The sequence below is a fragment of the Sporosarcina sp. OR05 genome, from assembly GCF_041414805.1.
GTDB classification, from domain to species: Bacteria; Bacillota; Bacilli; order Bacillales_A; family Planococcaceae; genus Sporosarcina; species Sporosarcina saromensis.
The window spans coordinates 138,631-160,464 of sequence record NZ_JANKJL010000007.1 but is presented as its reverse complement, the minus strand read 5'-3'; the positions used below and the strand labels follow the sequence as shown (position 1 = coordinate 160,464).

Sequence of the window (21,834 nt, the reverse complement as noted above, 5' to 3'; positions counted from 1 at the left end):
CGATATGCGGCGAATGGGAGAAGTATGCCGCGATTTTTGGAGATATACGACGATTGGACGCGGGTGGTTGGAGTATGAAGGATGCGTGGTCGCGCAGGAAGCTCTTCACAAGCTAGGGGCTTAAGTAAGCAATAACGTGTGTTAATGATTAAGTTGATTCACAAAAATTGTTGTAAATTGGTTAGATTTTCATGAAATCCTTTTTCACTCCTATGCTAAAATAAAGTCAAAAGCCCATGAATAGGAGTGTTGCAGTATGAAGATCATCCCCTCAAAGAAAATGTCAATTTTTTCTCCAGCAATTTTTGGAGACTTGAAAGCTGCAGCAACTGCCAAGAAGAATACGGGTGCAAACGTTGTCGATTTAAGTCTAGGCAGTCCGGATTTGCCACCAGATGAAAAAATCAGACAAGTGCTATCTGAGCAAAGTGCATTAGCAACCTCTTACGGATACACGTTAGGTGGTACAAAAAGGTTTAACGAAGCGGTTGCAAACTATTATAAACGCCGTTCAGGAGTACAATTGAATCCGGAAACGGAGATACTTCAAACGATGGGCTCGCAAGAAGGATTGGTCCACCTTCCTTTTGCTTTTTGTGATGAAGGGGATGTCGTCTTAACGACAAATCCCGCATACGTTGCGTATGATGCAGGTATTAAATTAGCGGGTGCAGAACCTTATTATATGCCGTTAAAAGCAGAGAATGGCTTTTTGCCAGATCTAAGCGCAGTCCCAACTGAGGTTGCCGAGAAAGCGAAACTCATGATCCTAAACCTTCCGGGGAATCCGGTGCCGGCCATGCCGAGTCCAGAATTCTTTGAAGAAGTTGTTGAGTTTGCAAAAAAACACAATGTCATCATTTTGCATGACGCTGCGTATTCAGAATACTATTTCACTGGAGATCAACCGATGAGTTTCTTGTCGACACCTGGCGCAATGGAAGTTGGAATGGAGATCAATTCCCTATCAAAAAGCTTCAGTCTCGCAGGTGCGCGGATTGCTTATATTGCAGGGAACGAGGAAATGGTCCAACTCATCAAACAGCTCAAGTCGAATTTGGATTACGGTACATTCGGTCCAATTCAAGAGGCGGCAGCTGTGGCACTTGATCATGGAGAAGAGATAACGGACCGGTTGCGGAAAGAGTTTTCCCTTCGCCATAAAGTACTAATGGAGGGATTAGCGAAAATCGCCTGGACAGCAACACCATCAGCGGGTGGGATGTTCGTATGGGCAAAGTATCCTTACGACATAGATGATGTGGAATTTGTATTTAAAGCAATTCATGAAGCCGGTGTCGTCATGGTACCTGGAAGTATTTTTGGTTCTGAAGGGAAAGGGTATGTCCGAATGGCACTCGTGCAGAACGAACAAGCGTTGAGCCAAGCGGTTGACCAATTGAGTAAATTAACGATCGATAAATAAGATGAAGCGTTAGTGGACACGTCGATATTCCGTGGACACTAACGTTTTTAATTATGTCTTAAGTTAAGGGAATATATATACCTTTTTCAATGTTCATGGTTATAAGCGCTAATTCATTCATGGTTGAATAGGAAAATAGTACGCTCTTGAAAAGAGAGAGTAAATCTATAAGACATTGTTTACATGGTGACATATGACGCAATGAACATGTTATTTCAATTTGGATTTTTCCTCGCAGCAGCGGTAACAGCCTTTGTAGCGATTATTGCGTTGTTCATTAACAGAAAAAAGTAACCACCCTCCGCTACTGCTAGGAAGCTGAGTGGTTACTCCTTGTAACACCTTAATCTTTTTCCTGGCCAACCGCACTTCATGCGGATGTCAGCTGCATTGACTAGGTGTTTGCGCACCTGGTCTTTTTTAGAATATGCCTAGTTTAGCACAATTATGTTAAGAATACACATATAAAATGCCGTGGAAAAGAGTTAAAAGAGTCTCGCTAGAAATAGTTTTCAGTTGAGGAGAGAATAAAACAAAGAAATTAGCTTCGAGTCTTTTTGTGCACCAAATTGGCTGGCGGCGGTCTAAAAAAACACTTGCAAAAAAACTTAATAGGAAGTATGATAATGACTAGATGACCAAATTCGTATTTTGGTCATAACGGTAGAAGAGGTGAGGAAGTGGATCGTAGACAGGAAATTATGGAAGCAGCCGCTAAATCATTTTCCTTGTTTGGGTATAAGGCGACGACGATGGATCAGGTGGCGAAGATCGCGAATGTCGGCAAGGGAACAATTTACACGTTCTTTTCAAATAAAGAAGAATTGTTCAATGCGATTGTGTTGAAAATGATTGCTGAGATGCAAGCTTCTACAGATGCTGTAACAGTGGAAGGCGCGCCGTTTGCACAAAATGCACATGCACGTCTCATGCAAATCTTAACATTTCGGAAGACGCATCAATTGTATGCAAAGCTGATCGAAGAAGAAAAAGAGCTTCGTACGCCTGCGGTCATTGAAGTATTAGCGAACATAGAAAGTGAAATCGTCTCCACCATCCAAGCGAAAATCGAACGGGCCATCCATAAAGGCGAATTAAAACCTTGTGATAGCGAACTCGTTGCTTATCTCCTCTTTAAATCGTATATGGCGTTAGTCGTCGACTGGGGAAAAACGCATGACGAGGAATTGACGGAAAAACGGATTGCGGGCTTATTAAGTGGTACAATTTTTAAATGTCTCTTAGCTTGAGACTCTTTTTTTATTCTAAAATGACCAATTGAGCATTTTGGTCAATTCGTATTAAATGGAGGAATTGTAGATGAAAAAATCAATGATAGGTGCTGAATGGAAGCAGTTGTTTCGGACGAGAAAAATGCTCGTACCACTAATTGCGATTCTATTTATCCCTGTTTTATATGCAGGTATGTTCTTATGGGCGTTTTGGGATCCGTATGCGAATATGGATGCATTGCCTGTGGCGGTCGTCAATTCGGATGAAGGTGCTGAGTTGGAAGGCAAACAGCTTGCGATCGGTGACGAGCTTGTGGATAAACTGATGGAGAGTAAGAATTTCAACTTCCAAGTTGTATCCAAAATGGATGCGGAAGAAGGCTTGAAAGGACAAGAATACTACATCGCGATTGAAATACCGGAGAACTTCTCGGAGCATGCAACAACGTTGTTGGATGAAAGTCCTGAGAAGCTGACGATTATTTACAAGCCGAACGAGGGGTATAATTTCCTTTCCGCTCAAATCGGTGAAACGGCGATGGATCGCATTCGGGCTGAGGTGAACGAGAAAGTTGCTTCGACGTACGCTGAGCAGTTGTTTGACTCGATCGCAACAATGGGTGACGGTTTTGGCGAAGCTGCGGACGGTGCAGGTGCGTTGCACGATGGGGCGAGCAAACTTGCGGATGGTGCCAATGATTTGAAAGGATACTTGGAAACATTGGCGTCAAGTACAGTTACACTGAAAGACGGTTCCGATCGTTTGGCGAAAGGAACTGCAGACGCTGCAAAAGGCGCTGCTGAGTTGGATCAAGGGATTGGCACATTAGCTGCTGGTGCGAAAGAGTTGGAGGCAGGTGCTCAACAAGCTTCCGGCGGAGCGGCTGATTTGCAGAACGGCATTACAAATTATACAGCTGCAGTCGCAAAATTGAAGGACAGTTATGCACAAATCGGTCAAAAAGAGCAAGAGTTTGGCCAAGCGGTTGCGACGGTTGACGAGAAGACAGGTACGTTAAACGGGGCGGCACAAAAACTAACAGCCGGCTCTAAAAATGTCCAAACGGGCATTACGAACTTGTCCGATCAATTAAGCCCCGTGCTCGCTTCACTCCCTGAGGAACAGCAGGCGGCGCTCAAAAATGCACTTGCTCAATTGCAACAAGGCAGTGCGGAATTGGCAGGCGGCATGCAGGAGTTATCAGCAGGAACAGCGGCACTTCATGAAGGAACGACACAATTGCGTGACGCAGCTGGACAGTTGAGTGGCGCGCATGGGCAAGCACTTGCAGGAATCAATCAACTGGATGAATCATCTAGCCAATTGGTAAATGGTTCGGAAAAACTTGCAACAGGAAACACCGCTTTGGCGCAAGGTCTTGCACAGCTTGCGGATGGTGCAGATAAGGCGCAAGCTGGATCATCCAGTCTTGTTGCTGGATTAAATGAATTAAATGCAGGAACAGGTTCGTTGAAAGAGGGAACAGGTACACTGGCAACGAAATCGAAGGAGCTTGCGGATGGATCAACAACGTTGACAGACGGCATGAAAGAGTTGGACGAAGGGACACTCACTTTGCAGGAGAAATTAAAGGAAGCGAATGAAACTGCGAGTGAAGTAAATCCGAATGAAAAAACGTACGACATGGCAGCCGCTCCGGTCGATGTCGACAAAGAGGGGATAAACGAAGTACCAAACTACGGTACCGGTTTTGCACCGTATTTCTTGTCACTCGGTTTATTCGTAGGTGCGTTGTTATTATCGATCGTCTTCCCGCTCGTCGAACCGGCCATTCACCCGACCGGCGCATTCAGATGGTTGGCAAGTAAAGTTTCCGTCTTAGCAGTCGTCGGTTTGATACAAGCGCTTGTTGCGGTTGTCATCATTAAATACGGACTCGGGATGGAAACTGTCAGCACGCCGTTGTTCATCTTGACGGCAATCATTACGAGCTATACGTTCATCGCGATCGTCCAAATGTTCGTATCGATCTTTGGTGACCCGGGCCGCTTTATGGCGATCATCGTATTGATCTTGCAATTAACGACAAGTGCAGGAACGTTCCCATTGGAATTAATTCCTGAACCGCTGCAAGTATTTAATACAATCTTGCCGATGACGTATTCAGTCCAAGCGTTTAAAGCAGCGATTTCGACAGGCGATTTCACACATTTATGGAACAGCAATGGCATCATGATCGGCTTCATGGTCGCATGCCTTGCGTTAACGTTTGGCTATTTCGCGCTGTTGTTCAAAAAACGATATTCACGAGAAACAGTAGAAGCATAAGCAAAAGCGATCCCCGGATACGTTCGGAGGATCGCTTTTTTGAATCGCGTTATGATGGTGCGTCGAGAGAGATTGAACGGTCCGCGTATTGGGAGTAGGTGTTGCTCCACGTCTAAAGTGAAGTGCTCCGCGCTCAAGCTAGCGAGTCCCGCGATCAACCAAGCGAAATCCACGCGAAAAAAAGAGCGGCTCGCTTACCCGAACCGCTCAACTCTAATATTCAACCGCTTTAAGATCCGACAAAATCGCCGCCGTCCACATGAATCGTTTGACCTGTCATATAACTGGAGTCAGTTGATGCAAGAAATACATAAGCAGGTGCATTTTCGGCTGGCTGTCCTCGACGTTTGACCGGGGTATCCGCGCCATGCTGCTCCACTTGTTTTGCGTCAAATGTAGCAGGAATGAGTGGTGTCCAAATAGGTCCCGGTGCCACGGCATTTACGCGGATGCCTTTGTCTGCTAAATTTAATGCAAGGGAGCGCGTGAAAGTCGTAATGGCCCCTTTAGTTGCCGAGTAATCGATTAAGCCTGGCGAGCCGTTGTACGCGGTGACGGATGACGTATTGATAATCGTATCGCCTTTTTGCATATGTGCCAATGCAGCTTTTGATAAATAAAACAACCCGAAGAAGTTTGTATCGAATGTTTCGCGCAGTTGATCGCTTGAGATGTTCGCAATGTCGTCTTGAGGGAATTGCTTCCCAGCGTTATTAACTAATATGTTCAAACTTCCAAATTCGCGTACCACGTTGTCAATCAACGATTCGCAATTCTCTTCTTCACTAATATCAATCCGAAACTTTTTAGCTTTGCCACCATATTTTTCAATGAGCTCCACGGTTTTATTCGCATCGACATCTTCTTCCTCATCCAAGTACGCAATGGCGACGTTTGCACCTTCTTTTGCGAAAGCGACCGCTACTGCTCGTCCAATCCCGCTATCTCCACCAGTAATTAATGCGTTCTTCCCTTTCAATTTTCCTGAGCCTTTGTAATTTTCATCGTCATAAATCGGAGCAGGATCCATTTCTGCTTCAATGCCTGGTTGGTGTTGTTGCGTCTGTGGTGTAACTTGTTCATCTGTTTTTTCATATTTATTATTCATCGAAAGTCTCCTCCTTGAATAATGTCTGCTTCAAGTATTCCCTCTGACATTGTTCGTAAACGTTCACGAATTTAGGGAAAAGAATGTGAAGTGACAAGTGCATGCTGTAAATCCGTTATAATGAATCGGAGGGGGTTGATGATTGTGAAGACATTATTACTGACAGGATTTGAACCGTTTTTGAAGTATCCCGTAAATCCGACAATGAAGATTGCACAGGAACTACATGGAATGGAGATTGGTGGATACCGCATTCATAGCGAGATTTTGCCGGTGGAGTTCAGTGTGTCGGGCGACCGACTTGTGGAGCATATCGAAGAAGTAAAACCGGATGCTGTTCTGTCATTAGGATTATCTGGTGGGAGATTCAAAATAACACCAGAGCGTATTGCGATTAATGTGAATGATGGGCCAGCAGACAACAGTGGACATGTACCAGTTGACGAGCCGATTATGGAAGATGGTGCGGATGGGTATTTTACGAATATGCCAATTCGAAAAATGGTGGATCGTTTGAAGCAAGAAGAGTTGCCAGCAGCCATTTCTAATACAGCTGGGGCTTACTTGTGCAACAACGTCATGTACCGCGCGCTTCACTATGCGCACGTTCAACAACGAGGAATGCTTGCGGGTTTCATCCATATTCCAGCCTCGCACGAACTCGCCGTCGAACATGGCCGCGTACCGAGTTGGTCACATGCGGATTTAAAGCGTGGCATCATTGCATGTATTGAAGTTTTAGGTGAATAAAACAAAACGCCAAAGTGCAATCACTGCACGATTGGCGTTTTTTTTCACGGATTTATTCGCGTAAGCTATCTATTGCTAAACTGATCGATACAATTCTTTTCGCTATGTTTTGTCTCCGTCGTAATGGACTCGCCACTTGCATGATGTTTGCTGCAAAACTGTACGACGTTCTTACCTTTTTTCGTTACGCCATAATAATATTGCAGGTCAGGTTCGTCGTGAAAAGTGACTGCATAATGACCGTGATAGACATCTTTTGAAATCGTGTGTTTGGGTTGAGCATAGCTTTGCCATTGTATGTCGCTATCCGTATACCCTGCCTCTTCCAAGTGCTGAGGGATATATTTATTGACGAGGTATTTATGATAGGGATTACCATTGTTCAAAAAATAAATCGTAATAAATGGTGCTGCTACAAATGCGACCAATCCGAGAATCCCAATAATGATCGGTAGCCGCTTTTTCTTTGACCGATTCGTAATGACAAACACCTCCACGTAGCAAATGAAAACACAAATGCTTGTATTTTCTATATTTTACCACAAGTCGCTTACTCGTCAAAGAATCCCCCTACACAAACCATAAAAATCCGTAACCTGAACTGCGAGATTACGGATCAAAAACTTATAAGAAGAACAGTCCTAGACTTACAACAATCCCACTTAACACTAACACGAACACACAATAGCCCATAATATCTTTTGCACGCAAGCCTGCAATTGCAAGAGCTGGTAAAGCCCAGAAAGGTTGGATCATATTCGTCCATGCATCTCCCCAAGCGATTGCCATCGCCGTCTTGGAATAACTCACGCCAAGCGTTTGTGCAGCATCCAGCATGATCGGTGCCTGCACCGCCCATTGTCCACCGCCTGAAGGGACAAAGAAGTTAACGAGACCAGCTGCAAAAAAGGTGAGCACAGGGAACGTCGCTGCTGTAGAAATACTAACGAACCATTCGGACATTACCAGGGCAAGACCTGACATGACCATCATGCCCATAATCCCTGCGTAGAATGGGAACTGGATGATGATTCCTCCAGACGTTTTCACTGCATTAGCAACTGCAGCTAGAAAACGTTTCGGTGTGCCGTGGAAAATGATACCGAGAATAAAGAATATCATATTCACGATATTTAGATTCAAGTCAAATCCTTTAGAATAAAAGTGCATGAATAAGTAAACAAGACCTAAAATACCGATGAGCATGGATAAGGTGAAACTGTTTTCAAGGCGGGAAGCGGGTGTAAGGATTTCCTCCTGCTTCACTTCCACTTTCTCTTCCAATAGCTTCGGATCAATCGATACTGTGTCTGCAGGCTTAGGCATCATGAAACGATTCAATAGCGGTATTGTAATGAATAAAATCGCTATGATGACTAGGTTATATGTTGAGAAAATAGTTTCTGACGTCGGGATGATACCCATCGTAGATTCAAAGTCATGATTAGGTGTTGCAATCGCTAACGGAATCGATCCGCCAAGCCCTCCATGCCAAATAATAAATCCGGAGTAAGCGCTTGCAATTAACAGACGATAATCGACCGTTGTTACTTTTCTTGCAATCTCTTTCGCGAATAAAGCACCGATGACAAGTCCGAAGCCCCAGTTAATCCAGCAAGCAATTAACGAAACGACCGTGACGAGTAAAATTGCGGTACCTGGTGACTTTGCCAAGCTAGCTAACGAACTTAATAATTTTTTGAACAAAGGACTACTGGCCAACACATGTCCCGCAACGAGTACAATGACCATTTGCATCGTAAATGCTAACAGTTTCCAAAATCCATCTCCCCAATGGACGACCATGTCTAGTGGTCCTGAGTCAGTAAATACAATGCCTAGTCCGAATACGATGACCGTTAAAATCGCTACGAATATGTACGGATCTGGTAAATAACGTTCCATAATCGTATTCGAAAACCTTGTGAGTGTTTTCATTTCCAATTCTCCCTCCTATTTCCCTCGATTTAAGACTATCATATTTAACTCAGTTAGTAGATATGTTTTTTTAGAAAAATGAAACGAAATTGAAATACAACAGTCTACTCTTGTAAAGGGACAGAAAAGGAAGGGTGTTTCAAATGCGGAAACCAGTCATTTGGCTTGGCGTATCAGCTGTTATCGGCGTAATGGCGCTGACATTTGCATTTTTTATTGAGAAGGTGACCGTCTTGGCGACAGAAACCGCACTGACGGAGAGCGGTTGGCAAGTGTATTTTTCGGAACCGTTAGCGAGCGACTCAGTTGAAGCGGGGCATCTTTATGTAACGGATCAGCATGGGAAGAAGATGCAGCCAGAATTTGAATTGCTTGCAGGGAATAAAAAACTGCAAGTGGCCGGTTTAAAACCGGGTACGTACACGTTACACATGAACAAGAAAGCCGTTAACGGAAATTTCTACAAAGTGATGAAGACCGAGAAACTCGAATTTACTGTGTACGACGAGATTGAATCAATTCGTTCGAACGAAGATTTATTGACCTATTTCAAACGGGCAAAAGATCACATGACTCTTATACGAGCGGATATGGAGTTTGAGGAAAGTGCGATGGAGAGTGATACTTCCGCTGAATCCTCCAAGGAATCCTCCAAAGTTGCGAGTGACGGCGATTATTCTACAACGAATGTACAAGTGGAAGGGATCGACGAGTCGGATATTGTCAAGACAGACGGGCGATTCGTGTACTCTGTATTCGGAGAAAATGAAGTCGAAGTCCTTGATATTCAAGATCCTCAACGTATGAAGGTAGCTTCACGAATTAAAATGGATACGAACTATTATCCATCACAGCTATTTCTTCATGATGATGTACTCATTGTCATCGGTAGTAAGAGCGAAGTAATTACTGAAGATAAAGCGCAGGCAAAGCATTTTGCACCGTCTACTAGTTTTACGACAGTCCGTTTCTATAATGTAAGCAATCCACAACAACCTGAATTCATTCGTGAAGTAGGGGCGGAAGGCTACTTGAACAGTGCAAGAAAAACAGAGAATATGTTGTATGTTGTAACGAATGTCCATCCGCATTTCTGGGCGATGGACGAAATCGAAGAAGATGCTTTGCGTCCGAAAGTTTTTGATTCCTCAAACGAAGAGGATACGTCTTATATGAACTTTGACGATATTTCGATTTTGCCCGGGGCTACGGAACCAAGCTACTCCGTCATTACAGCCATTGATGTATCTTCACCGGAAAGTAGTCAGCTCGAGACGAAAGGGTTTCTCGGCAGTAGCGAGCAACTGTATATGACGAAGGACCATCTTTACTTAACGGCTACCACTTATGACGTGGAGCAGTCCAATAAGGCGTCAAGGACGACAATTTGGAATCCTGCCAACGTCCAAACAGAATTCTTTAAGTTCAAGCTGAACGGAAGTAAAGTGGACTATTTTAGTCATGCTGCATTGAAAGGTAGCATCTTGAACCAATTTTCCATGGATGAACACGAAGGGCATTTCCGGGTCGTCATGACGGAAGGAAATATGTGGGATGACAGTAATCCATCAAAAAACCATTTGTATATTCTCGATGAAAGCATGGAACTGACCGGTTCCGTTGAAGGCCTTGCGAAAGGAGAACGCATCTACTCCGCGCGTTTCATGGGGGATAAAGCATACATGGTAACGTTCAGGGAAACAGATCCACTCTTTGTTATCGATGTCGCGAATCCATCCAAGCCAGAAGTATTAGGCGAATTAAAGATCCCAGGCTTCTCGAACTACTTGCATCCACTCGATGAAAACCATCTGATCGGCTTCGGATACGACACCGTTGCCAAAAAGAATCCGTCTGGTGGCGAACCGTTGATTATTACAAAAGGTATGAAAATTTCCTTGTTCGATGTGTCTGATTTCCACAATCCAAAAGAGAAGTTCACAGAAATCATCGGAGGGCAAGGTACGTATTCTCCGATCCAATATGACCATAAAGCTTTGTTCCAACACAAAAATCGGAACTTGTACGGCTTCCCGGTAAGCGTCTATGAAGAAACAGCGAAAGAATTTGAGTTGGACTACAAAGGCTCAGGAGCGCTCATTTACGAAATCACACCTGAGAAAGGCATTGTGTTAAAAGGGGATTTGGTAAAAGGTTTAGCGAAAGGCCAACAATATGAAGAATGGGAAAAGCAAGTCGAGCGCATTATCTATAGTGGAGACAATTTGTTTACAGTCGCGAGAGAGGAAATCATTAGTTATGACCTGAAAGATTTTGAGGAGATTAGTAAGCTGCAGACGAAACAGAGGTAAAACCCTACACTAAATATTCTTAGCTTAAGTTGATAGAAGACCATGGAATCGCAATAGATTCCATGGTCTTTTGAATGAAGTGTGTGTGTTTTATACTTTGGCTGCCCAGATTTCTATTTCAACTTTTATTTCAGGTAAGCCTAATTTATCTACATACCCAACGGTCATAGAGGGATAGTCCTTATGAAATAATTGCTCCCATTGTTCATCAAAGAAATTCCAATCAATTTCTTCGGTTGCCCATATGTTGACTTTTATAATGTTTTCAGCAAGTAATTCTTCAGATACCAACACTGCCATAATATTGGTGAATGTGTTTTGCACTTGGTCATTTAAACTTTGTGGGAATTGGCCATTTCCATCTATCCCCACTTGACCAGATGTCACATACAACTCTACATTCCTAGGGATTTTAGTAATATGTGCGTAATTCCCGACGGGTGCTGGCATGCTTGACGGGTTTTTTCTTGTAATTTTAGTGCTCTCCAAAATTAATCATTCCATTCAATTTTATTCTGCTGTACTTCAAGACAGCCTACAATTAGACACACTTCACCCTTTGTAGGTCAATCTAGAAAAAAACAGCAGTGGAGTATCCGTATCCACATGATAAATACATCAGTATTTTTTTCTTCATTGTTGGACACTCCTTCCTGTTGAATGAAATGACAGTAGAATTTATGTCATGATTTCAAGTTTTATAAGTAGAAAAATGTTGAAAGCTATAAAACTTTCTTTAGTAACATGTTACTAAACTTCTTGCCATAATTCTACAAATACGAAATGTGTGTAAATTCAGTGAGGTAAATGCAGCACCTTATCATCTTCCTACAAATTGTTTTTTCAAACTGTGTCCTCTAAAATGAAGGAAAAGCGGATGGAGGTGGGGACATGAAGGTGACTGACAAAGAGTTGGCGATTGACTGTTGTTTGCTTGCGGGACGCCTTATGATGGAAGCAGGAGCGGAGACGTATCGAGTGGAAGACACAATGGAGCGGATGGCTCGGACACAGGAGCTGTCTGCGGTTGAAAGTTTTGTGACGCCAACGGGCATTCTCCTATCGCCAGGTAGTCCTCATCATACAAAATTGGTGCGCATCAAAAACCGATCAACGGATCTAGAAAAAATTGCACTCGTCAATGACGTATCGCGCAAGTTGTCCACAGGCGACTATACTTTGGCTGAGGCGTATGCGCGTTTGCAGGACATTCAACGCGCAAATGTTATGTTTCCGATATGGCTGCAGCTCGTAGCAGCAAGTGTAGCGAGTGGTTGCTTTCTACTGTTGTACGGAGGTTATTGGTCTGATGTTGTCGCTGCAGTGGCGGCAGGAGGGGCTGGTTTTCTTGTCCTTACAGTGCTTCATGAATTGACGAAAGTAAAGTTTTTCGCTGAATTTCTCGCCGCGTTAAGCGTAGCGCTTGTTGCTTTCCTTGCAGTGCGCATGGACTTAGGAACCGAACTGGACAAAATTATCATTGGAGGCGTCATGCCACTTGTACCGGGTTTGCTAATTACAAATGCGGTGCGGGACTTAATGGCAGGACACTTTATGTCTGGTTTATCAAAAGGAGCGGAAGCGTTTCTGACCGCATTTGCCATTGGAGCGGGTGTTGCACTCGTCTTGTCGTTTTGAAAGGAGTGACACGAAATGGATTGGATTGTGCAAGCCGTACTCAGTTTTCTCGCCGCGGTAGGGTTCGGTGTTATTTTTAATGCGCCACGTAAAATGCTGTTCTATTGTGGATTTGTCGGCATGGCAGGCTGGATGATTTACAGTTTGTTTGAATTTTATTCGGGGGATGCCGTGCAAGCTTCTTTCCTCGGTGCTTTTGCAGTCGCGTTATTCGCTCACATGTTTGCGAAGCGCTTTAAAACGCCGATGATCATATTTAGTGTCGCCGGCATTATTCCCCTTGTGCCAGGAGGAACCGCGTATAATGCAATGCGTCATTTTGTGGAAAATGATAATTTGACGGCCATTTCCTTTGCGGTGAAAGCCTTCATGGTATCAGGGGCCATTGCGATGGGACTTGTTTTTGCGGAAGTATTTATACAACTACTCTTTCGGTCGCGATTCAAGAAAAAACAAGCACAGCAACTGTTCAATGACAATCGACCGGTGTAGAAGGGGGAGAATAAGTTGAACAAAAAGTATGGCTATATGCTCGTTGGTGTATTGATTTTCTTACTCATGCTCGTGATCTTTAAAAATTTACAAGCTGTTTAGTGTACATTAAAAACGGAGCGCCTCAACGAATTGAGATGCTCCGTTTTACGATTAGATGTCAGTTTCCTTCATTGGGACACCGATGTAATAGCCTTGTACTGCATCGACGCCCATTTCTTTCAACGTTTCAAACTGTTCTTCGGTTTCAACACCTTCTGCAATGACATATAAGCCCATCGATTTACCGAATAAAATCATGCCTTCAACGAGTTGTCGCGTTTTTGGCATCGTCGTTAACGATTGAATAAAGATCTTATCAATTTTCACTTTGGAAATCGGCAAGTTTTGCATGTAGCGGAACGAAGCGTATCCTGTTCCAAAGTCATCAAGGATGAATTGGATTCCAGTATCTTGAAGCGCTTTCATCTCATTGACAATCGCTTTTTCTTGTTCAGCCTGAAATGCAAATTTTTCCGTGATCTCCAGCTGAATTTTCTCTGGTGGACACATCGTTTGTTCAAGAATTGTAGAAAGCTTCTCTCGCATTTGCGAAGAGTTGCTGAATTCACGCACAGATGTGTTGACAGAGATGCTAATATCCGGTTTCTCCGTCGTCAATTTCACTGCCAGATTTGCAGCTTCTTCGATGACGTACGCACCAATCGCATGGATCAAACCGTTTTCTTCCGCGATTGGAATTAACTCATCCGGAGAAATTTGACCAAGTTCCTCGTCTTCCCATCTGACGAGTGCTTCATACACATGTACTTTTCCGGTGGCGATATCCAATTGTGGTTGATACACGACTTGCAAATTGCGATGATCCAGTGCGGTTAGCATTTTTTTATCAATAATCGAACGACGATTTAAATCTTTGTGTGATTCGACAGATAATGAAGAAATGCGTCCGCCTCCTTGCTCGCGGATCGTTTTTGTCGTTGCCAATGCTGCTTTAATAAGGTGTGTATAGGATTGTTGGTCTTCTGGATAACGAACAATTCCACCGCTGATCGATAACGGCAATGACTGATGATTGATGTAGATGGGTTGCTCTTTCAAAAATGGCAAGAAGCCTTGTACAAACCATTCACCGAATGATGTAAGCACAACAAATTGCCCGACGCCAATGCGAGCAATCGGATCTCCTTGGAAAAATCGTTTGAGACGATTCGTAAATTCCTGAATGAAAATAGATTCTGAATCATAGGATTGCAAATCTTTCAGTGTATAATAGTGATCGATTGCAATGTAAACGAATGAAAAATGCTTGTTTTCAGCAATGTTTTCGTTTACCATCGTTTCTAACTTGTGACGGCTCATCAGTCCAGTTTCAAAGTCGATGAATGCGATTTGTTCGAGTTTTTCTTGCAACTCAACGTCCGCTGTAATATCGAGCTCTAAAAACATAGCTGATTCGAGGGAACCTTCCTCGTTCATTGTTGGGATTGCCATCATCTTTACGAAATAAGGCTCACCGTTTCGACTTGTTTTTTCTGCTGTACCAAACCACGGCTTGCCGTTGGTGATAAAGTTCCATATTGCATGCGCCTGCGCTTGTTTTTCTTCATCTTCGGAAAACATTTGCCAAAAGGATTTTCCGATTATACGTTTAGGTGTCCAGTTACTTGTAACCAAGAAGTTTTGATTTGTATAAGTAATTAGTCCTTCACCATCCGTACGTGTTACCATAAAGAATTGCACGAGACTGTCCATGATATACGGTAATTCGGTTTTTTCGATTAAAGTAGCCGAATCCATCTATCTGTCTCCTTTCGGATGTTATATGTACTTTATTATATAGGAAGATTGATAAATAAACAGTACATCTTTTATGAAGATAATAGCACATCTTAGACTAAGACCAAAATCATATAAAGGTGGTGGAGCGTCATGGAAAGAGCTAAAGGGATTTTCATGATTATCATTGGTGCGATGATGTGGGGTGCCACAGGACCTATGATGGAATGGATATTGAACACAAGCACAATGTCCGTATCTTTCATGCTGATCGTCCGTTTAGTATTGGCAGGAGCGGTCGTTTTACTCATTTTGAAACTAAAAGGCGTAAAAGTATTAAAGCCCCTTCGTTATAAAGTGTGGTTGCGTCAAATGGTCCTCTTTGGCGTCTTTGGAATGCTTGGCGTCCAATTTACTTTTGCAGGATCGATTGATTCAAGTAATGCCGTCATCGCTACACTTTTTCAATTTTTAGCGCCAATTTATATTATCTTATTCGTATCCATGAGACAGAAAGCGACGCCTCCAGCAGCGCAAATCATTGGTATGATTGTTACAATGGGTGGCCTCTTCCTTCTATTAACGAACGGCACATTATCAGGCTTTGCGCTTAGTAAGGAAGCAGTTTTCTGGGGAGTGGCCGTCGGTTTTGCATTTGCCTTTTACACACTATACCCCGTGCGCCTGATGAATGAATGGGGCGTCCTCCTGGCAGTCGGATGGGGGATGCTCATTGGTGGTGTCACGCTTCTTATTGTAAATATCGGAAGAGTCGGCAAGGAAATCGGTTCATTGACAGAATGGAATACAACTTTTGTTTTATTCCTCGTCATCGTAATCGGAACGGTCGCATTCCTACTCTTCTTAGGGAGCATGAAATACATTTCACCTGTTGAAACAAGTATTTTATCCAGTTTTGAACCGCTGACAGCGATGATTATCTCGGTCATCTGGTTCGGAAGTGTATTAGGCTTTTGGCAAATTGTCGGCGGGCTAATCATGCTACTAGGTGTGACGGGTCTGTCGGTCGCGGGTAGTAAAGTGAAAAAAGAATAACGGTTGGTTACGAGAATAAAGGTTCAGAGAGTGGGAAAAAGTGAGATCGGGGCGGCCTGATTTCACTTTTTCTTTTTTGTTTGTGTGGGGTTTAGTGAGGCGTGGCGTCAAGTAGAATGTTTTATTGACGCGATAGGGAGGAAAATAGAATCTTGCGTGTCATAAAGAGTGGTTTAATGACGGGATAGGCATGAAAATTGCAGCTAGCGCGTCATAAAGAGTGATTTAATGACACGATAGGCATGAAAATTGCAGCTAGCGCGTCATAAAGAGTGTTTTAATGACGCGGTAGGCATGAAAATTGCAGCTTGCGTGTCATAAAGAGTGTTTTAATGACGCGATAGGGAGGAAATTTGGAGGTTGTGCGTCATAAAGAGTGTTTTAATGACGCGGTAGGAATGAAAAATGAATCTAGCGCGTAATAAAGAGTGATTTAATGACGCGGTAGGCATGAAAAATGAAGCTAGCGTGTCATAAAGAGTGGTTTAAAGACGTGCTAGGCATGAAAAATGAATCTAGCGTGTCATAAAGAGTGATTTAATGACGCGATAGGAATGAAAAATGAATCTAGCGCGTCATAAAGGGTGGTTTAAAGACGCGTAAGGAAGGAAATCTGCAGCTAGCGTGTCATTAAACATAGTTTTAGCATAATTATTGCCCGTCACCCTCGAAACCGGCGCCTGGCGGTCAAATAGGAATGCTCTATATGCCTGCCAGAGGAGAAAATCGGCGCCCTCAGTCAAATAGACCCCCTCTAATTGCCCGTCACCCTCGAAACCGGCGCCTGGCGGTCAAATAGAAATGCTCTATATGCCTGCCAGAGGAGAAAATCGGCTCCTGCGGTCAAATAGACCCCGTCTAATTGCCCGTCACCCGCGCAATCTGCGCCTAGCGGTCAAATAGAAATGCTCTATATGCCCGTCAGAGGAGAAAATCGGCGCCCTCGGTCAAATAGAACCCGTCTAATTGCCCGTCACCCGCGAAACCGGCTCCCACGGTCAAATAGAAATGCTCTAAATGCCCGTCAGATGAGAAAAGCGATCCCCGCTGTCAAATAGACCCCCTCCAATTGCCTGACAAACCTCGAAACGCGCTCCACGGTAAGTAAAATGCATTTTTATCCCAAATGAACCTTAAAAGTTCCTCTCCAAGTTAAAATATCTCCCGCAGTTCCCGGAAATCCCCCGCAAACCCCGTTCTACTTCTTGGAAACTTCTCGAACATTCAAGAAGACCTACTCCCTATACATAATTTTTGATGTGTGGCATAATAGTGACAAAAGAAAAATAATTCGTAATACGAAGTAGTTGTTGGGGGTCTGGAATTTTGAAAACAGTCTTTTCCTATGCGAAGCCATATAAATGGCCAATCTTCATTGCGCTATTCCTTATGCTAACAGAACTTTCCGTGGAGCTCATTCAACCTTTATTAATCGCAAAAATCATTGATGAAGGGATTTTAGCGGAAGACGTTACGGTCATTTGGACGTGGGGCAGTGTCATGATGGGGCTTGCATTCGTCGCATTTTTCTCAGGGGTGATCAACTCCTATTTTGCTGCACATGCTGCGCAAAGTTTTGCATTTGATCTTCGTCAAGCCTTATTTCGTCAAGTTCAGGCTTTTTCGATGGCGACGTTTCTGCGTTTTCCAACAGCAGGATTGATTACACGGTTGACGAGTGACGTAACGATGGTGCAGAACGTATTGTTCATGGGACTTCGGATCATGATGCGCGCGCCATTACTTGTCCTCGGCAGTTTGGTCATGGCTTTCGTCGTGAATGTGAAATTAGCATTTTATTTAGTAATTGGTGCACCTCTATTACTTATTTTTCTATTCATTATGGCGCGTAAAGGAGTTGGTTATTTCTCGAATGTCCAACGCAGATTGGACCGGGTGAACCGGGTCATTCAAGAAAATTTGCAAGCCGTTCGTTTAATCAAAGCGTATTTGAGAGGCATGTACGAAGCGAGTCGCTTTTCAAGAGTCGCGGATAAGTTACGTCATGACACAGTGAAAGCGATGCGGATGATGGAGCTTATTCTTCCTGTGCTTTTATTCGTCATGAATGTCAGTCTGATGGCGGTTTTATGGTTTGGTGCTGTCGAGATTGGCAACGGGGAGGCACAAGTCGGTGAGCTTGTAGCCATCGTCAACTATGCGATGCGCATGACAGGTGCTTTTTCAATGTTCGCGTTCATCATCGTTGCATTCTCGCGTGCGAAAGCTTCTGCTGAGCGGATGGAAGAGGTGCTTGTGGCGAATGATGATTTGGAAGTGAATCGGTCTGAAAGCTCGGGCTTGAGCCAGCTTGAAGGCGAGTTGCGTTTTGAACATGTTTCCTTTACGTATCCAGGAAAACCGGAACCGATTTTAGACGATATCTCTTTCCATGTCGCACCTGGTGAAAAACTCGCCATCATGGGAGCGACCGGTTCTGGAAAGTCCACGTTATTAAATTTAATTCCTCGTATTTTTGAGGCGACAGAAGGGGAAATCTTTGTCGGTGGAACTGAAGTGAATGAGTGGTCGCTAAAGGATTTGCGCGATACAATCGGGCTCGTTCCTCAACAATCCATTTTGTTCACGGGCTCCATACTAGACAATCTATCATGGGGAGATACGGAGGCAGCGCCGGATGAATTGGAGGAAGCGGCGAAAAAGGCGCAAATCCATGAGTCGATTGATTTATTCCCACAAAAGTATGGCACACGTGTCGGGCAAAAAGGTGTCAATTTGTCAGGTGGGCAAAAACAGCGGCTTTCCATTGCGCGGGCGCTTGTACGAAAACCATCCATCTTGATTCTTGATGATAGTACGAGTGCGCTCGACGTGAAGACGGAAATGGCTCTTTGGGAAGCGCTTGAGAAAGAGGCGGCGACGATGCTAGTCGTGACGCAAAAAGTGCAAACGGCTAAAGGTGCCGATCGAATTCTTCTATTGGATGAAGGGAAAGTTGTCGGCTATGGAACGCACGCTGACTTAATGCATCAGTCACAGCTCTACCAAAGAATTGCACAATCACAAGCGGAAGAGGAGGTGATCGTCGATGGTGAGGAGCATTCGTAAACCGTTCGGATATGACCCGATCATCAAGAAAGAAGACATTAAAGGACCAGGAAAAAAGAAAGCTGAACGGGCCAATGATTGGAAGTCTGTATTGTTGAGGATTTGGAAGCTTGTCGATGAACAACGGGGACTTCTCATCGCAGTGCTTGCGCTTGTTCTTGTCAGCTCCGTCCTATCATTACTCGGACCGTTTTTGATTGGAAAAATCATCGACAACCATATTATCGCGATGCAATTCGACGGACTCGCAGGGAAAATTATTCTCCTCATTGCCATCTATGCCGTTTTGTCATTCGCCTTGTATTTTCAAAGTTTCTGGATGGTCGGGATTGCACAGCAAACCGTCTTCCGTCTACGCACAAGTTTGTTCGCACACCTGCAAAAACTACCTGTCACGTTCTTTGACAAACGGCAACACGGGGAGCTCATGAGTCGCGTGACAAATGATATTGAAAATGTCAGCCAAACGTTAAATTCGTCTTTCATCCAAGTGTTCTCAAGTATATTGACGCTGACAGGAACATTTGCCGTCATGCTGTATCTGAGCCCGATATTGACCTTGCTGACGATGACAATCGTTCCCGTCATGTTCATCGCCATCCGGTGGATAACACGTCGGACTGGCTTGCTGTTTAAAGAGCAACAGCGAGCGGTTGGTGAACTAAATGGCATGATTGAAGAGACGATTTCAGGACAACGAATTGTCAAGGCATTTTCCCAAGAAGAACGCGTCATGGAGGAATTTGCACAAAAAAGTGAACGACTGCGCCGCACCGGTTTTTGGGCACTCACTTATTCAGGTTTTATTCCAAAAGTGATGAACATGCTAAACAACGCGAGTTTCGCAATTGTAGCGGGCGTTGGAGGTTTATTGGCATTGAAAGGGGATGGGCTCGTCACGATCGGAACTATCGTCATTTTTTCCGAGTACGCCCGTCAATTTACGCGTCCACTTAACGACCTATCGAACCAGTTCAACACGGTGCTTTCGGCAATTGCTGGTGCCGAGCGGGTTTTCAAAATTATGGACGAGCCAGTCGAGAAAGATGATGCGACAGGTCATGCTGAAACAGTTCTAAAAGGTGATGTTGAATTTAGAAATGTGTCTTTCGGCTATGCAGTGGATACGGATGGCTATACGGTCGACGGCATTTCATTCCACGTCAAACCGGGCAAGACCGCAGCGTTTGTCGGGGCAACTGGTGCAGGGAAAACGACAATTATGCAATTGCTTGCACGTTTTTACGAGGCGAATGAAGGGCAAATCCTCATTGATGGCATTCCTATCAATGAATTGCCGCGTGAAACATTGCGGAGCCAAACCGCTTTTGTCCTTCAAGATCCTTTCCTCTTTGAAGCGACCGTCATGGAAAATATCCGCTACGGAAAACTTGACGCAACAGACGAAGAAGTAATCGAAGCTGCGAAAAAAGCGAATGCCCATAGCTTCATTTCACGCTTGGAGGCAGGTTACAATACCGTGCTCACAGCGGATGGCGGGGAAATCTCACAAGGTCAAAAGCAATTGCTCTCCATCGCAAGGGCCCTCGTTGCCGATCCGGTCTTACTGCTGTTGGATGAAGCAACAAGTAGCATCGATACCGTGACAGAACTCCAAATTCAAGAAGCACTCGATCGTCTGATGGAAGGTCGCACAAGCTTCGTCATCGCCCATCGATTGAACACCGTCCGAAAAGCAGATACTGTTTACGTCATGGGGCAAGGGAAGCTCATAGAATCCGGATCGCAAGAAGCATTAATTGCACGAAAAGGTGTGTACTATACGATGCTCATGGACGCAACATCCTGACAGGTTAAGCATCGACTACATACGAAACCCGCTTAAACCGAACAGCATCGGCAAGCGGGTTTCGTGTCAGTGCTTCTCTTCTACATCTAAAATCGTGCCATCATCAAAATACACTTCTAAGTCAAACTCGGTATACGTATCCACGCCGAACCACTCCAACAACTTATCGATCGCTTCCTGCTTGGAAGTATCTTTCGTGAAGAGGATGTCAATGAACATCTCATCCAACTTCACCATCGCCTCATCATCTTTTAAGTCAATACCGGCCAATTGATTTTTATAAATGGTTTCCATATTGCGATCCATCTTATACTTCGCCTCAATCATATCATGCCCATCCACCTCAATCTCGAGCTCAAACTGATCAAAGCCATACCCATTCCCCGTCTCCAACGAACCGCCTTCCTTCTCATTCTCATGCAAAACGGTCGCATCCTCCCGGTTCCGATCATCAGGATCCTTCCCGAACCCACAAGCCCCTAACACGAGCAACGCAAAAACCAACACTGCGCCATACTTCACTATGTTCTTCATGTAAGCAACCTCCCAAAGTAATCTCTCCTCAGTATTTTCCTTCCTGTTTGAAAATTAAACCCAACACCCCAAGACCTTTTTGGAGAATCGCGAATGAAAGAAGGCGGGGAAGTTCATTTGAATCCGCATGTATGGGCTCAATGGAAGTAGAATGCATGCATCTTCATGAATTTTGTTAATGTGGGAATCGGTTTAGTATTGTGATACGTCGGCTATACGTTGTGATGCGACACGCAAACGTTGTGATACGCGTGGTTTACGTTGTGATGCGACACGCAAACGTTGTGATACGAGCGGTTTACATTGTGATACGGAGCGAGTATTGTGATACGCCGGCTATACGTTGTGATGCGAAACGCAAACGTTGTGATACGCGGGGTTTACATTGTGATACGCGCCG

At 44.2% G+C, this 21,834-nt stretch carries 16 protein-coding genes; 10 read left to right on the top strand and 6 right to left on the bottom strand.

Annotated elements, in window-relative coordinates:
• Positions 1 to 256: 256 nt before the first annotated feature.
• The 3 genes from NRI27_RS12125 to NRI27_RS12115 all read left to right on the top strand — a co-directional run bounded on the left by NRI27_RS12125 (position 257) and on the right by NRI27_RS12115 (position 4,948).
• Positions 257 to 1,426, top strand: coding sequence for an aminotransferase class I/II-fold pyridoxal phosphate-dependent enzyme (locus NRI27_RS12125; RefSeq protein WP_371390902.1), 1,170 nt, complete (start codon positions 257 to 259; stop codon positions 1,424 to 1,426).
• Positions 1,427 to 2,106: 680 nt separating this feature from the next.
• Complete coding sequence (locus NRI27_RS12120; protein ID WP_371390900.1) at positions 2,107 to 2,676, top strand: TetR/AcrR family transcriptional regulator; 570 nt, start codon at positions 2,107 to 2,109, stop codon at positions 2,674 to 2,676.
• A gap of 70 nt (positions 2,677 to 2,746) precedes the next feature.
• Positions 2,747 to 4,948: a YhgE/Pip family protein gene (locus NRI27_RS12115; protein WP_371390899.1), complete on the top strand. Its 2,202-nt coding sequence runs from the start codon at positions 2,747 to 2,749 to the stop codon at positions 4,946 to 4,948.
• A gap of 229 nt (positions 4,949 to 5,177) precedes the next feature.
• Here the strand turns inward: NRI27_RS12115 and NRI27_RS12110 are convergent, their stop codons facing one another.
• Entirely contained in the window at positions 5,178 to 6,056 is an 879-nt protein-coding gene (locus NRI27_RS12110) for an SDR family oxidoreductase (RefSeq protein ID WP_371390898.1), read from the bottom strand.
• A 144-nt stretch (positions 6,057 to 6,200) separates the two neighbouring features.
• Here NRI27_RS12110 and NRI27_RS12105 point away from each other — a divergent pair, with 144 nt between their 5' ends.
• The gene (locus NRI27_RS12105; RefSeq protein ID WP_317944695.1) at positions 6,201 to 6,806 is read left to right on the top strand and encodes a pyroglutamyl-peptidase I; all 606 of its coding nucleotides are present in this window, start codon (positions 6,201 to 6,203) and stop codon (positions 6,804 to 6,806) included.
• Positions 6,807 to 6,871: 65 nt separating this feature from the next.
• On the opposite strand, the gene NRI27_RS12100 is transcribed toward NRI27_RS12105, so the two are convergent.
• Together NRI27_RS12100 and NRI27_RS12095 are read right to left on the bottom strand one after the other, a co-directional pair.
• Entirely contained in the window at positions 6,872 to 7,297 is a 426-nt protein-coding gene (locus NRI27_RS12100; protein WP_371390897.1) for a DUF3139 domain-containing protein, read from the bottom strand.
• Positions 7,298 to 7,430: 133 nt separating this feature from the next.
• Positions 7,431 to 8,744, bottom strand: coding sequence for a short-chain fatty acid transporter (locus NRI27_RS12095; RefSeq protein WP_371390896.1), 1,314 nt, complete (start codon positions 8,742 to 8,744; stop codon positions 7,431 to 7,433).
• Positions 8,745 to 8,887: 143 nt separating this feature from the next.
• On the opposite strand from NRI27_RS12095, the gene NRI27_RS12090 reads away from it, so the two are divergent.
• Positions 8,888 to 11,056: a beta-propeller domain-containing protein gene (locus NRI27_RS12090; protein ID WP_371390895.1), complete on the top strand. Its 2,169-nt coding sequence runs from the start codon at positions 8,888 to 8,890 to the stop codon at positions 11,054 to 11,056.
• Between the two features lie 90 nt (positions 11,057 to 11,146).
• On the opposite strand, the gene NRI27_RS12085 is transcribed toward NRI27_RS12090, so the two are convergent.
• A complete protein-coding gene (locus NRI27_RS12085) occupies positions 11,147 to 11,506 on the bottom strand; it encodes a RidA family protein (RefSeq protein WP_371390905.1) in 360 nt (119 codons plus the stop codon).
• A gap of 441 nt (positions 11,507 to 11,947) precedes the next feature.
• Between NRI27_RS12085 and NRI27_RS12080 the strand changes: the two genes are divergently transcribed.
• Both NRI27_RS12080 and NRI27_RS12075 read left to right on the top strand, forming a co-directional pair.
• Positions 11,948 to 12,694 (top strand): threonine/serine exporter family protein, encoded by a 747-nt coding sequence (locus tag NRI27_RS12080; RefSeq protein ID WP_371390894.1) that lies wholly within the window; start codon positions 11,948 to 11,950, stop codon positions 12,692 to 12,694.
• A 15-nt stretch (positions 12,695 to 12,709) separates the two neighbouring features.
• Positions 12,710 to 13,186: a threonine/serine exporter family protein gene (locus NRI27_RS12075; RefSeq protein ID WP_317944685.1), complete on the top strand. Its 477-nt coding sequence runs from the start codon at positions 12,710 to 12,712 to the stop codon at positions 13,184 to 13,186.
• Between the two features lie 153 nt (positions 13,187 to 13,339).
• Here NRI27_RS12075 and NRI27_RS12070 read toward each other — a convergent pair whose 3' ends face one another.
• Positions 13,340 to 14,986: a sensor domain-containing protein gene (locus tag NRI27_RS12070; protein WP_371390893.1), complete on the bottom strand. Its 1,647-nt coding sequence runs from the start codon at positions 14,984 to 14,986 to the stop codon at positions 13,340 to 13,342.
• A gap of 132 nt (positions 14,987 to 15,118) precedes the next feature.
• Between NRI27_RS12070 and NRI27_RS12065 the strand changes: the two genes are divergently transcribed.
• The 3 genes from NRI27_RS12065 to NRI27_RS12055 all read left to right on the top strand — a co-directional run bounded on the left by NRI27_RS12065 (position 15,119) and on the right by NRI27_RS12055 (position 20,900).
• Positions 15,119 to 16,021, top strand: a complete 903-nt coding sequence (locus tag NRI27_RS12065; protein ID WP_371390892.1) for a DMT family transporter — start codon at positions 15,119 to 15,121, stop codon at positions 16,019 to 16,021.
• Between the two features lie 1,326 nt (positions 16,022 to 17,347).
• A complete protein-coding gene (locus NRI27_RS12060) occupies positions 17,348 to 19,090 on the top strand; it encodes an ABC transporter ATP-binding protein (RefSeq protein WP_371390891.1) in 1,743 nt (580 codons plus the stop codon).
• Positions 19,071 to 20,900: an ABC transporter ATP-binding protein gene (locus NRI27_RS12055; protein ID WP_371390890.1), complete on the top strand. Its 1,830-nt coding sequence runs from the start codon at positions 19,071 to 19,073 to the stop codon at positions 20,898 to 20,900. The genes NRI27_RS12060 and NRI27_RS12055 overlap by 20 nt, the downstream gene beginning before the upstream one ends.
• 66 nt (positions 20,901 to 20,966) lie before the next feature.
• On the opposite strand, the gene NRI27_RS12050 is transcribed toward NRI27_RS12055, so the two are convergent.
• Complete coding sequence (locus tag NRI27_RS12050; protein WP_317944675.1) at positions 20,967 to 21,434, bottom strand: YusW family protein; 468 nt, start codon at positions 21,432 to 21,434, stop codon at positions 20,967 to 20,969.
• Positions 21,435 to 21,834: the final 400 nt, after the last annotated feature.